Annotated in this window: 12 protein-coding genes; 4 read left to right on the top strand and 8 right to left on the bottom strand. The window is 30.2% G+C overall.

What is annotated here, in order from left to right; translation table 11 throughout:
• The first annotated feature begins 86 nt into the window (after nt 1-86).
• Nucleotides 87-521 (top strand): hypothetical protein, encoded by a 435-nt coding sequence (locus ABN099_RS10775; RefSeq protein WP_349463770.1) that lies wholly within the window; start codon nt 87-89, stop codon nt 519-521.
• A 440-nt stretch (nt 522-961) separates the two neighbouring features.
• Here ABN099_RS10775 and ABN099_RS10770 read toward each other — a convergent pair whose 3' ends face one another.
• Nucleotides 962-1141 (bottom strand): hypothetical protein, encoded by a 180-nt coding sequence (locus tag ABN099_RS10770; RefSeq protein WP_349463769.1) that lies wholly within the window; start codon nt 1139-1141, stop codon nt 962-964.
• 367 nt (nt 1142-1508) lie between these two features.
• On the bottom strand, nt 1509-2336 hold the full coding sequence (locus tag ABN099_RS10765; RefSeq protein WP_349463768.1) for a topoisomerase II: 828 nt from the start codon (nt 2334-2336) through the stop codon (nt 1509-1511).
• Nucleotides 2337-3057: 721 nt separating this feature from the next.
• Here ABN099_RS10765 and ABN099_RS10760 point away from each other — a divergent pair.
• Nucleotides 3058-4461, top strand: coding sequence for an SMI1/KNR4 family protein (locus ABN099_RS10760; RefSeq protein ID WP_349463767.1), 1404 nt, complete (start codon nt 3058-3060; stop codon nt 4459-4461).
• Between the two features lie 471 nt (nt 4462-4932).
• On the opposite strand, the gene ABN099_RS10755 is transcribed toward ABN099_RS10760, so the two are convergent.
• Nucleotides 4933-5688: a class I SAM-dependent methyltransferase gene (locus ABN099_RS10755; protein WP_349463766.1), complete on the bottom strand. Its 756-nt coding sequence runs from the start codon at nt 5686-5688 to the stop codon at nt 4933-4935.
• A 528-nt stretch (nt 5689-6216) separates the two neighbouring features.
• On the opposite strand from ABN099_RS10755, the gene ABN099_RS10750 reads away from it, so the two are divergent.
• Complete coding sequence (locus ABN099_RS10750; protein WP_349463765.1) at nt 6217-6528, top strand: hypothetical protein; 312 nt, start codon at nt 6217-6219, stop codon at nt 6526-6528.
• A gap of 364 nt (nt 6529-6892) precedes the next feature.
• On the opposite strand, the gene lpxL is transcribed toward ABN099_RS10750, so the two are convergent.
• The 4 genes from lpxL to ABN099_RS10730 form a co-directional block, all read right to left on the bottom strand.
• Entirely contained in the window at nt 6893-7822 is a 930-nt protein-coding gene (gene lpxL / locus ABN099_RS10745; RefSeq protein ID WP_349463764.1) for an LpxL/LpxP family Kdo(2)-lipid IV(A) lauroyl/palmitoleoyl acyltransferase, read from the bottom strand.
• A gap of 493 nt (nt 7823-8315) precedes the next feature.
• Entirely contained in the window at nt 8316-8528 is a 213-nt protein-coding gene (gene cspE / locus ABN099_RS10740; protein WP_064719564.1) for a transcription antiterminator/RNA stability regulator CspE, read from the bottom strand.
• 465 nt (nt 8529-8993) lie between these two features.
• Nucleotides 8994-9854, bottom strand: a complete 861-nt coding sequence (locus ABN099_RS10735) for an alpha/beta fold hydrolase (RefSeq protein ID WP_349463763.1) — start codon at nt 9852-9854, stop codon at nt 8994-8996.
• 447 nt (nt 9855-10301) lie between these two features.
• Nucleotides 10302-10634, bottom strand: a complete 333-nt coding sequence (locus tag ABN099_RS10730; RefSeq protein ID WP_349463762.1) for an MliC family protein — start codon at nt 10632-10634, stop codon at nt 10302-10304.
• 362 nt (nt 10635-10996) lie between these two features.
• On the opposite strand from ABN099_RS10730, the gene ABN099_RS10725 reads away from it, so the two are divergent.
• Entirely contained in the window at nt 10997-11893 is an 897-nt protein-coding gene (locus ABN099_RS10725) for a helix-turn-helix domain-containing protein (RefSeq protein WP_349463761.1), read from the top strand.
• Nucleotides 11894-11984: 91 nt separating this feature from the next.
• Here ABN099_RS10725 and ABN099_RS10720 read toward each other — a convergent pair whose 3' ends face one another.
• The gene (locus tag ABN099_RS10720) at nt 11985-13481 is read right to left on the bottom strand and encodes a C69 family dipeptidase (protein ID WP_349463760.1); all 1497 of its coding nucleotides are present in this window, start codon (nt 13479-13481) and stop codon (nt 11985-11987) included.
• Nucleotides 13482-13490 lie beyond the last annotated feature (9 nt).

The raw sequence follows: 13490 nt of genomic DNA, 5'->3' as shown, positions 1-13490 counted from the left end.
ACAAATTTATTAAATGTTTTATTTTAAAAATTAATATATGATTGTTAAATATAAAGCATTAATTCCTAATACAGTAAAGGACTATTATGATTAATAAATTAAATTTCGCTATTTTTTTCTCCTCCTTAATCATACTAAGTGGTTGTACTCAAAGAGATCGTGATGCTATCTCAGACTTAACTTATGCTCTTACTGGAGTACCAGGCGCTAAACATAAACAAGCTTTAGAAAACCAAGAGCAAGAAGCACCAAGTAAAGCAAGATTAGAGAGACTACAAAAGATAGAAGAGTTCAAAGCACGTAGGTCGTATTGGGTTGGTAAATCAGTGGATGATCTTATTATGTCTTGGGGTAGCCCTAGCAACACGCATAAAAGAACAGATGGTGGCACACAATACACATGGAAATGGACACAAAATAATGGATGGGGGCAATCAACGATTTGCACAAATAATTTTGTTGCCAATAAAAAGGGAACCGTTACAGATTGGAATTATTCGGGATGCTGGGAGCACTTATAATAACCCCCCAAATAATATGACAAAATTAATGTTATTTCTTCATATCATCTGAATTTTCATATTGAATAGGTGAGTGTTCTACATAAGTAACTCACCTTTTACTATACTAATATCTTCCCATCCCTCCCCCTTATTTCTATTTCACATGTAATAAATCTTTAAAATTTTATTACACCGTCGGTAAATAAAACCAAATATAAGCTATCACAATATAAAAAATGTTGATGATTGCATATAACGAAACTAATTAGATAATTATTACATTTACCTAACCTAGAATAATGCAGACAAAAACTTCACATTTTTATGATAAAGATTATCAATCTACGGGCATTGAAAATTTAATAAAAAATTTACTGTGCTATTATTTTTAATAATCTAAAATTCGTTAGTTATACAACCATCAACTTGATATTTTTATTTAAAATGAATTTATATTATTATTTAAAATTCAGTAATTTCTTAAAATAAAAACCTTTCTTAGTTCTTGGAAATCGGTTTCCATTATATATTTTCCGCTCATAATCTCTTCCAGCATAATTATCATCACCATAAAATTGACCGTACAATGCTGTTTTAGGGCATACCTCATTAGAAAAAAATCTATGATCATTATCCACTTGGAATATCCTTAATATACTTTTATATATCTAATTTAAAACGCTTAAAACCTACTTATTTAACATATGGCTTATAAATAAAACTTAGATTTATTTATAAGCCTTAGATTTAATCTAATACCATACTACTTAATTTATAATACATCCAATATTGAGCAAGTATTTTTAAATTAAATTTAAACTTACGATATTCATCACAAGGAAAATAAACTTATTAGACATAAAAAATAAAGAGAGTACAATGCTAGCAACAGGGGAAATTAACCTTAAAATAAAAACACCAAAACAATATTAATTTATATTAAAATAGATATTGTGAAAATTATTTTGATGTTTTATATAACGTTAATTCAAAGTGTAAATATTTCTACATCTCATAAAACATTGCAAGCCTGATAACACCGGCAGCATTTTTTTCTGGAAGTTCAATAACTAACTTCCAAAAGTCTTGATTTATATCGCATGCTATTTTCTCTTTACCAACACCATTAATAGGATCCATCATAATATAAACATCATCATGATAAATTTGTTCTAATTTATTTAAAACAGCTCTCCCATCATTTATTGCCAGTTCACGCTCCTGCTCAGTTACAATATGCTTATTTTCGCCATAAGCTATTTTCATTATGCTTTCATTTGCATCTAAGCGCTTCTGAATGATATTTTTAGGAATAAAATTCACTCCATTTATACCACCATTTATATGAGGAAATAAAAATTTAAAACAGTTCTCATTACTTGATTTTTGTATACTTGCAACTTGTTCAAGATTGATCTTCATATAATCAACTACATTAGTATCTGGTGCATTTTGTATACTTTTCATTTGAATTTTTAATATTTGTGGCTGTATCACATCAATCATCTGTTGCTCAGTTTTTTTCTCTTTGTGCATCTGAGCTAACTGGTTAAATATACTTTGCCATAGTTCGGGTTCCAACTCTTTAAAAAGAGCAATTGAAGGTACTGTAGCTAAAATCTCATCTATTTTTTTAGCTTCAACGAACCCGGAATGATTACCATTCTTGGGAATTAAAAAATTAGTATCAATATAGTTCCATATAATTAATGCAACAATTATAGCTACTATACTTGTTTTTTTCCCAATCCATCCCTTTTTCCTAATTACTGAAATTAGCGTATATAAAACGGCACCAACAACAGCAGATAACATTACATGTTCCCAATTCATAAAATATCCCTTAATTTATGCCCAAATAAAATATTTAAAATAGAACCCTTAATTTACATTTCTATTTTATTTAAATACTATATTTAAAAGCAAGGTTATAAAAATTAATTAATAAAGAAATACTTTATATTACAAAACTAATTTAACTTAACTAACTCAAACTAACTATTGCTTTCAATAAAGAATTGTTGATGAAATAGCAACAAATATCTAAAGCTAAATTCAGATCAAAAAAAGGGTTCTTATTGTTTTTGATAATAAAATTCCCACACTTATTTCAGTAAAATAACAGATAAATTTAGCTATCAGTATAAATTAATTATAACCATAACTAAATCAGGGTTGACAACTCAAATGATAATGATTATCTTTTAACTTGTAAATAGTTGAGCGCTTTACTCAATCTTTTGCAACGACATTGCTCACATTGCTTCTAGTATTTATTGACCAACTCTCCTAGCGTTGGTCTTTTTTTATCTAATTTTTAGCTATTTTTTATTTTTCAATTCAACGCCATACAAATTAACATTTTTAATCGTTGCCATTATTTTTTATCGAATTAATTAAAATTTCTATTCTGTTATAAATTTTATCTACGATTTCATTAATTAGTAGTGTGATATTTTTACAAAAAATTTTAACATATTGAAAATATCTAGAAAAAATAAACAATTACTTTATATTATCAATATCACTCCATAATCAATAAGGATTTGAAAAAATGGGTTTTATTTCATCTATTTTAAAAAACAATAAAGATAACTCACCGCAGGCGTTATTGGAAAAAATAAATAGCCAGAATGCTAATAATACGATTGAACGTATACGTGAAAAGTTAGTACTTGTTGCCAAAATAGATCATGAATTAAATGGATTTGGTGCTAGTAAACATCAATATAAACTTAATCCTACATTACCTTTGGAAAAGGTAAAAAAACTACAAACGGAATCAGGTTGCCGTTTTCCAAAAGATTATATCGACTTTATTACCCAAATTGGTAATGGTGGTGCAGGACCCTATTACGGCATGAGTGGCTTTGACGATGAAATAGATAGAAACGGTATAGGCAATTGTGCTCTACCTTGCCTACTTAGTCCTGATATGTCTATTTCAGAGTGGACAGCATTGTGTGAAGTACCTGAAGATTGTAGCGACGAAGAATTTGATATTATTTGCGATAGAGTACACCAAGGCACTCTTTATTTAGGCACTTGTGGTTGTGAATATGACTTACTACTGATTGTAAATGGTCCTTATCAAGGTCATATTTTATATACTTCTCATTGGGTTGATTCAAATACACCTTACATATTCTCTTATGAAACCTCATTTCTTGAATGGTATGAACGCTGGCTAGATGAAGTTATTTTAGGTTACAATACTAGCTGGTTTGGGCATCGAATGGGTGGAGATGAAGAATTCTTAATTGATGCAGCCAAAAATACAGATGATATTAACAAAAAGATAGATGCAATAAACGCATTAACTAAACTCCCCAAACTCTCAAATAATGCACTTAATTATTTAGAACAACAAATAGAAACCAATGAGATAACACTTTATAAGGCGGTACTAAATGTACTTTCTGAATACTCTCGTGATCGTACAGTCTCTTATATTAAAAAAGAGTTAAAGATCCCATATAATGAAAAGACCAAAGTTGTCATTCCAATAATTTATTTTAAACAGAAAGAGAATTTTCAATTATTTTATGATGATCTCTTACCTATTCTTAAAGAGGTAGATGACGACCATACATTAAGTAATATTGGCTATATTCTAACTAGCTTAAACGCTGTTCGCGTTGAGGATTTCCAACCTTTCTTTACTCATCAAAATCAAAATATAGTCATAAGTGCAATTTATGCTGCATCACACGATATTGATTTAAAAGATAAAGTTAAATATTTCTTTGAAAACATTATTTCTAGTAATGAAAGAATAAGCCTAATTGCCATTCAATCAGCAACTAAAATAAATCAGATAAACGATGACTTACTGCCTTATTTGAAGAAAGCATGGCAGATGTATCCTGTTGAAAAAGATCCCTATATACGCACAAATATTAAATCTTATATTACTAAAATAGGCATGAGTAAAAAAATTGATGTAAATCAGTGGTAAAATTACTTTATTCTTCATGTTCTATTTTTCATATATAACCCTTTATTGGTAGGTTGCTAAATAATGCTACCTACTAAGTGGAATTGTCATAAATTACAAGATAGATTATTAAGTAGTATTAATAAGAGATAGATTTTCTATAAAATGTATATAAATTTTATATTTAAATTATCATTAACACTAAGAGTAAAAAACCTATCTTCTTTATTAATTTCATTATAAACAATAAGTTATGCGTTTCTGCTGGATTTTATATAACTTATTTTGTATTCACTATTCATTTATTATCAATATTTTTTCTCGCTATTTGTTACAGATTGATATCTTTTTTTCCATTACTATTGCCCTTAGTATTTCATCACTGATAGATATTTTAAATTTACCCCGCCTTGTGCGGGGCTTTTTTTATCTAGATTTTATTATCTACCATTGGTGTTAACTTAAAGCTAGTCTATAAAAAACTTATGAACATTATTTTTTATAAGCTTCAAACGTCATGATTTCAGTAGCATTATTTGGTGTTTGCAAATATTTATAATCAGCTGAAATAGTGATATCACTAAAACCAGCAGAAATAAGGAGATGCTTAAATTCTGAGACCCCAAACCATTTCAATTTAAATACTTCCCACTCACTCTCAATAATTTTCCCATTTTTCCATTTATCATAGCGATGATGAGCGATTGTAAGTTGATTAATATAGTCTATCTCTGCATTTATTATCTGTAAGGTTATTAAACCATCTTCAGCTGTTTTAAATTGTCGGCTATCACACTTTCCTTGAATAAATTGATGAGCGAGACTAATGTCAATCAGTAAACGTCCTCCTGATTTGAGTGCTTTAAAACATTGAGCTAATGATTGGCGTACTTTCGCTTCACTATCGAGTAATAAAAAAGTTCCTGTTGGAATAATAATGGCTTCAACAAAAGATTTAACCTCGAAACACACTAAATCACCTTTTGTAACGCGATCTTTAGTAAATCCATAGTTAACAAGATTATTCGTACAAAAATGAAGCATGTCATCAGATAGATCAAATCCCTCAATATCAAAACCTGATTGCAACAAAGGAATAAGAATACGCCCTGTACCTACTGCTGGTTCTAAAATTTTGCCTTCAATGCCTTTAAGACGTTCTTGATAATATTCCACATCACCAAAACTACATCCAATGGGCTTATCTATTTGATAGACTTGGGCAGATAAAGAGCGGTAACTCTGCATAAAGTTCCTTAACTTATTGAAGTTATTATTCTATTTGTTATATTTTATTGAAGAGAATCAAAAAGTACAAGTTTTAGCCAATTAATATAAAAATCATGAAATAAAATAGTTTTTAAATTATTACAGAAATATTTTGTTAAGTTTATTTTAATATTGAAACTATCAAATTTATAAAATGAGTCCTTTAACTACTAAATGTATCTTTAATAATTAAGTAGTATAACTAATTATAATTATATTTACTTATTTTAAGTCCGCTATTGTAGCCTGGTTTATTTTCATTTAAAACTCATGCACTTATAAAGATAACTTATAATAAATAGCTATTGAAATTTAATCTCATCATTAAAAAATCATTTATAAATCTTTATATTATCGTCATTAACCATCAAGGTTTGTTACAGATTGATATCTTTTTTTCTATTAATATCTTTCCCATCGATAAGGCACTTATACATTTTTAACCAAAATAAAAACATGCCAATAACTATCGCAATATTTAAATAAATATAAATACTAGGAAAAAATATGAAGAAGAATCTTTCTATTGTAGCTTGCTTTGCTGTTCTATTATCAACTTCAGCACTAGCTGATGGAAATAAGCTTGTAGGTTCTGGAACCATTACATTTACGGGTAATATTGTTGATGGTAATTGCCATGTAGACTCTATTGGTAATACTTTTAACACCAGCTGTTGGAATGGTAATGAAATGGAAACTACTTCTTATAATTTAATACCTCATGAAAAGTTTAATTCAAAAATTGCTGCTAATAAAGGTTCTATGAATATTAATTGGATTAACGACAATGCAGCAATAATGGATGTTATTTATTACTAATCACTTTTATTATAGTTAAAATAGAATAAGTTATTTTAATAAATCATAATATAAGCGACAGTGAAAACAAATATAAATTCACCAATAACATCAAAATATAATAATATTTTTTATGATAATGCATGGTATAGGAAATAGATAATAGGCACCCGTTTATGGCGCTCAATGAAGAGAATAGTCCCCCCTTTATTGATACCCATACTAATCCTAGGGTTGACAATGAGAATGATAATGATTATCTTTATATGGTGATTGGTTGAGTGTTTTACTCAGTTTTATCACAACGACATTGCTCACATTGCTTCCAGTATTTACTGTGACCAACACTAACCGTGTTGGTCTTTTTTTTATTTCTCTAGTAATACTATTTGTAAAAACTTGCTTCACCCGCAGGTCTAGTTTTGAATCGTCGATGTGCCCATAAGTACTGTTCAGGCGCTCTCATTATTTCAGCTTCAATCAGTCGATTCATTCTGTCTGTATCATTTTGAATATTTTCGGTAGGGTAGTCCGTAATTTCAGCACCAATAATCAAACTATAGTGTTTAGGCTTATTCCCTTGATTTCTTACGAGCGTTACGGTTAAAGAAGGGGCACCTGATAATTTAGCTAATATAACAGCCCCTTTTGATGTGGAGGTTTTTTCAACTGAAAAGAATGGGGAAAATGTAGTGCCTTTTAATCCAAAATCTTGGTCCGGTGCAAACCAAATAGCTTTACCTTTTTTTAACTCCATGACCATAAACTTCAAATTACGTCTATCGATCATACCTTTATTAGAACGACATCTTGCTTTTGTCTGAATAAATTCCATCGCTTTATTGTTATGAGGTCTATACATTGCATTAACAGGAAAACAGAGCCCCATAATACGCCCACCAAGCTCCAATGACATAGAATGTATACCAATTAATAAAATACCTAAGTTTTTATCGTTCGCGTCTGTAAAATTAGATATTCCACTTACATCGTATATATTCTTTAATCGGCGATCACTCCAAAACCATGCCATACCTGTTTCAAATAATGCAATTCCCAAAGAGGATAAATTATCCATTACCAATTTATCTATCTCAGCTTTATCCTTATTAGGAAAACATAACTCTAAATTTCTTCTAATAATTGAAACTCTTCTTTTTACAAAAAAACGAGACAATTGTCCTAAGTGTTTTCCTAAAAACAGTAGCCATGTATAAGGTAATTGAACCAATAAAAAAAGAATAAAGACGCCAAACCAAGTTAAAAAATATTTTGGGTGTAATAAATGCAATGAAAAAAAATTTTTAGCGTACACAGGTTTTGTCCCTTAGAAGCTTAAAAGACCTTCCTTTAAGCTGTATTTATATTAGACAGCAGTTATCCAAGATAAATCATTAATAATATATTTATTTTTTTCTTTAAATCATATTTTTATCATTTATCTGATATCTTTATATTTTAAAGTAACTTTTTTCTTTCTTTTCATTGAAAAACCCCTTCTCACTCTACTTAATTTTCCTATTGTGAGATTTTTATTACTTTTCAAAAATATTTTTCAAAACTAACTCTAACTTTTAAACTAAATAATAAGCTTATAATTGTTAATTAGTTTAAAAGCTTTACATTACTTTAATAATATTATTTTCTGTAAAAGTTTCTAATGCATATGTGGCATATGAAATTAGAGGATCAATAGATATAAAAAAACCCCACCAAAGTGAGGTTCTTAAAACAGTTTTGTTAATTATATCGATAGCTATTAAGCTAGACAAAAATGATAACAAAAAAGCTGTTTTATTATCTTCGTCTTACAGAACGATTACATTCGCTGCAGCAGGACCTTTAGCGCCATTTTCGATAGAAAATGAAACTTCTTGGCCTTCTTTCAGTGATTTGAAGCTGTCGCTCTGGATTGCAGAGAAGTGAACGAATACGTCTTTGCTGCCATCTTTAGGAGTGATAAAACCGAAACCTTTATCATCGTTGAACCATTTTACTGTACCAGTCATTGTATTAGACATAGAATTTCCTTTAATTAATTTAGTTTGCCATAGGGCTTTGTTTGCGGTTTGATTTCGATTTTTACTTATGGGTACTAGAACTAATTAGAAGGAATTCGCAACGCAGAGGTATCATATACAAGGATAACACTAAACGGTGAACTTCTTAAAACTGGACTAACATAAATAGGTCTGTACTTCCAAACCAATGCCGCTATTAAGTCATAGAATTCATTATATAGCAAACGATTTTCTATTTTATTTTTGTCTATCTATCTTTACTAAAGAAAACAATGTCATTTTGACCTCGAACTGGCTAAATATTCAACTAAAATACACTTTTTTACTTGTGCAAATAGCCAAATAGAAACTTGATTTTTTGTTTATATCCAAACAAAAATAGACACCAACACACGACCAAAAATTTTTAGTATAAAGTGCTAGCATCTATTTATTTAATTTAATCTATTTCTAATGACTCAAATTTTAGTCAACAAGTTGCGTTAGGATCTTCTCAGTCTGGGTCCACAATAATGAGCCGCCTTCATTAGGATATTCATGCCGCAGGGCATCAGAAAAGCGTTTACATAACGTTTTGCCAAAATCTGGAGAATGCACCGTACTCGAGTCTTTCATTCCATACCACAATGTGGTTGGCGTCTTTATCTCTTCTGGCGTAAATCCCCAAGGCTGTAATGTATTTAACAGATCTTGTGTATAACCACCATTACCTTGCTTAAATGCTTCTTTCATACATTGCTGATATGCAGAGAAAAAATCCGGCGATTGATAAACCGCTAAATCAACTTCAGCACTGTAATTTAAAATAAAATTCATTAGCCAATTTGCGGTTATATTTTGTTTAATCCAACTTACAAGTCCATCAGGATTATCTATAGCTTGTTTTTGCATATTAACAACCTCAGGTATCAGTTGTTTATTTGTTGTTGGATAATCAAATTGATCTTGTCCTGCAACAATAGCAAGTTTATGAACAGTGCCATATTTACAAAGCGCCATAGCGTAAACTGCACCTTGAGAAAAACCAATAACACTAAATTTATTAATACTAAGATGTTGATTTAGTAGAAACAATATATCTTCAGAAAAAGATTTTAATGTTTTTTTCGGTTCAAAAGTTGAATCACCCAAACCAGCTCGGCTAGGTGTAATAAGTCTAATATTTAATTTATTTAAAATATTAACATCAACACCAAGTAAACCACTCATGCCAGCACCAGTGCAAAATAGTACTGGCGTTCCGTTTTCAGGTCCTGATTCATACCAACTGAGAACTCGATTATTTGATAATGTTATATTCTGTTTTCTTGTGTTTTTAAACGTCATTATATTAGTCTACAATTTATACATACGAAATTAACACCCATAAAGATATTAATATGGCTATATATTTCAATCGATTAAATAAAAACCGACTATTAATTAAATTAATTGTAAGACTAGCTAAGGGTAAGATTTCATATTAACTCACAATAAACGTTATTTTATTTCTCTATAAAAAGGATTCTACATATGTCGAATAAATTATCGAATATCCAGTGATAATATCGTTTTATATACTAAAATAACAGTAATGTTAAGTAGAATATTAACATTGTTTACTACTGAAAATGATCACTTAACATTATTGATAAGCTAATTTAGTTCCGTAAACTAAATTCTTATTAACTTATTTTTATATTTCACTGTTTATAGGAAATTTTTCTATTTTATAAAAGATAAGGGCGAGATATCTCGCCCTCATTAGAATTGTTAATTCTCAAATAATTAAACCTATTTTACTAATTTACAGGTACGACCTTTATCTTCAGCGACTCGACCATTCACTGCATCATCTTCTGAAATAGTAGCTAAATTAAATTCATTTTTTCCTTTAGCCCATATTTGAAAATTTTCGCCTACATAGCGAGCGCCACTGGCTGAGATTGCCTCTTTCAGCACGATCAATTCATCGCTATAATACATCACAGCAGTTTTGTCATCAGGAAAAGATACTTTAATTTTCTGACCATCACAATTATAGCTATCTGTTTTTGCAGCCATTGCAGGCACTGCTAATAATGAAGAAACCAAAGTAATTGCCGAGATAGAAAGTAATTTACGCATTTACAGCTCCTAATATAACGGGTTAATTCATTTATATATTCAAACTAATCTTTAAGATGAAAATAAAAAATAAGATATCTCCGTATTTTATTAAAATTAACATCAAAAAATACGTGTCATTACATATAAAACTCATTTTATAACATCTGGATATTATGTATAAAATTTTCTGTTCTAATTTTTATTTTATGAAAATATCATACATAACTTTACACTATTCTTGTGTAGTTTTACCTAATATTAAGTAACAGTCGCTATTTGATATGTTATTATTTGCTCCCTAACTAATAAATTCATTGCAGTTTAATAAATTTTTCGATTTGATTGAATTTGATCGATAGAGTGAAATCATAGGAACACTCATGCTTCAAGAAAATGTCGTTAAAGATATCATTATTTGGATAGAACAAAATTTAGACTCACGTTTATCGTTAGATGTCATTGCTAAAAAATCAGGCTATACAAAATGGCATTTTCAGCGTTTATTTAAAGCATACACAGGAATATCTTTAGGAAAATATATTCTTGCCCGTCGTTTATCTTGTGGAGCGTATGCACTACGGATCACCAAAAACAGTCTGTTAGATATCTCATTGAAATATCAATTTGATTCGCAACAGACTTTTTGTCGTGCATTTAAAAAACAGTTCAATATTACACCATCAGAATATAGAAAAAAAATTGGCTGGGATATTAGTGAGCTATTTTTTCCTGCTTTAGATAGCGTTGAATTAACAGCAAAATATGAGGTAATGACCCTTCCTTCTATTCATTTAGTGGGTACACACCATTACTATAATAAAGATATATCAGCATGGAACTCAGATAAAAAGAGATTTCGAAAAGAATTCTGGGAGAAATTTTTAAGAGAAACACAATTTGTACCATCAGAGATGTATGCAATGCACAGAGCATCTGCAGGTTCACTTGATGACACTGCTTATATCTACACTACAGCGATAGATCAAGCGCAACTACCCACTTCTGTTAATGTGTCTTCTATGACTCAAATGGAACTACCTGGTGGTAACTATTTAGCCATTACTTTTACAATGGACGAAATCCTAGATTCAATCAAAGGTTATGATGACATTATCTACACCGTATATACCAAAGTTCTTCCTAAAATGAATTTACTGCGTAGACCAGGGGCAGATATTGAACGCTACACACTAAAACAGCCTGTTAGTTATGACAAACTAGTTACACAGAGTGGAAAACATCTACAAGAAATAAAATACTATATACCCGTTATTTAATGATTAATTAAATCTTTATATGTAAAAAGATCTCAATAAAATAAATTGAGATCTTTTAGATTTTATTATCTAATTCGAAAATAATCTTTAATTAATCTTTTTTGGACTTGTTAGCAAAGAAGATGTCACTCTGAATATCTTCAGTGCGAACAGTAAATAATTCATTAGTAAGATTTTCTGTTAATTTTTCAGCATCAGCCATTACGCGTAAATTAAATTCATTAAGCATTTTATCTGCGCCTGCTTTATCTGTTTTGACCATTGCTAAATATTTGGTTTCCATCTCTTTTTGTTCTAAAGCAGTTTTAGCTTCCCATTCTTGATACGCTTTTTTTACAATAGGAGCAAGCGTTGGATAATCAGTCATAACAAGAGTTTGTAATTTACGATATTTCCAATAAATAGAATTACTATCTGCCTTATCTGTTCCAACACCATAATGTTGAGGATATGCTTTTAATCCACTGTAATAAGGAACAAATGCAGTTAAATCAGCCATACCTAAACCAACATAAGTTACTTCACCAATTTCTTGAGGAAGTTCAGGGCGTACTTGCATAACATGAGCTTCATAAGTTCTAAATACACTGATAGGACGCCAAGACTCATTGCCATTTAATCCATTTGTATAAGGGTCATGTTTAGTTCCTTCAAAATGGTTACGAAGCATAGCTTTAGCATCATCAACCGACACTTTTTTCTCTGGTACTAAGAAAGGTGCAAAATTTCTTCCGTCATCAACTGCTTGTTTTAACGATGGATTAAATTGTTGCTGAATAACCCATACTCGTGGATCGTTATATGTACGATCTCGTTCATCATCTCGGGTATAAGCTTTAGAAAAATTAAATGTCCCTTCTTTTGCAGGATTATACAGTCCTTTTTCTACCGCAAATTCCACCAGATTTTTAGATCCTAATATATCTTCACTTTTTACATCATAAAGTTGTAAGCGTCCTTGATTACCTGTAGCAAAATATTGATCTTTAGGTAACCGTTGAGCAATCCAATGATGCCCTGTACCTGTTTCCAAATACCAAAGTTCATTTTTATCAACAACTGCAACACCAAAACCTTCACCCGCACCTTGCGTTTCAATAATATTACCTAATAACTCAATAGCTTCGCGGGCTGTTTTTGCCCTAGATAATAAAACATCTGGAATATCATCTTCAGTGATCCCAGTCTCTTCAACATATGGGTCAAAAGAGAGTGCTTTAGGTGAAGCAAAAATAGATTCTGTGCCACTAACTCCAACGCCTAATTCATTAAATCCTGTTGCGCCATGTAATTGTGTTTTCCAGTTTGGCACAGTGGTATAACGCAATGAGTTTTTAGGTAATGGATAGGTAAAATTATTTGCGCCATTATGTTCTTTAGTGCTGTAAATACCGGTTTGATTATCTTTAGCTGGATGAATAACAAAGTGTTGCGCTTTTAATGCATCGCTATCTGCGCTACGAGCGATAATTAATGAACCATCATTTGTTGCTTCACTACCTGCAAGAAGTGTTGTGCAGGCAAAACCTGAAGATATTAATGCTATATTAATTGACAATGCGATAACACATTTTTTAAATAGATACATATTTATACC

The sequence above is a fragment of the Proteus hauseri genome, assembly GCF_040139125.1.
Classification (GTDB): domain Bacteria; phylum Pseudomonadota; class Gammaproteobacteria; order Enterobacterales; family Enterobacteriaceae; genus Proteus; species Proteus hauseri_B.
Note: the sequence above shows the minus strand (reverse complement) of the source record. Positions and strands in the feature narration are given on the sequence as shown.

What these genes read in the sequence shown, in the direction of transcription:
- ABN099_RS10775 (WP_349463770.1), top strand. Translation starts at nt 87, where the DNA reads ATGATTAATAAATTAAATTTCGCTATTTTTTTCTCCTCCTTAATCATA.
- ABN099_RS10765 (WP_349463768.1), bottom strand. Translation starts at nt 2,336, where the DNA reads ATGAATTGGGAACATGTAATGTTATCTGCTGTTGTTGGTGCCGTTTTA.
- ABN099_RS10760 (WP_349463767.1), top strand. Translation starts at nt 3,058, where the DNA reads ATGGGTTTTATTTCATCTATTTTAAAAAACAATAAAGATAACTCACCG.
- ABN099_RS10755 (WP_349463766.1), bottom strand. Translation starts at nt 5,688, where the DNA reads ATGCAGAGTTACCGCTCTTTATCTGCCCAAGTCTATCAAATAGATAAG.
- ABN099_RS10750 (WP_349463765.1), top strand. Translation starts at nt 6,217, where the DNA reads ATGAAGAAGAATCTTTCTATTGTAGCTTGCTTTGCTGTTCTATTATCA.
- cspE (WP_064719564.1), bottom strand. Translation starts at nt 8,528, where the DNA reads ATGTCTAATACAATGACTGGTACAGTAAAATGGTTCAACGATGATAAA.
- ABN099_RS10735 (WP_349463763.1), bottom strand. Translation starts at nt 9,854, where the DNA reads ATGACGTTTAAAAACACAAGAAAACAGAATATAACATTATCAAATAAT.
- ABN099_RS10730 (WP_349463762.1), bottom strand. Translation starts at nt 10,634, where the DNA reads ATGCGTAAATTACTTTCTATCTCGGCAATTACTTTGGTTTCTTCATTA.
- ABN099_RS10725 (WP_349463761.1), top strand. Translation starts at nt 10,997, where the DNA reads ATGCTTCAAGAAAATGTCGTTAAAGATATCATTATTTGGATAGAACAA.
- ABN099_RS10720 (WP_349463760.1), bottom strand. Translation starts at nt 13,481, where the DNA reads ATGTATCTATTTAAAAAATGTGTTATCGCATTGTCAATTAATATAGCA.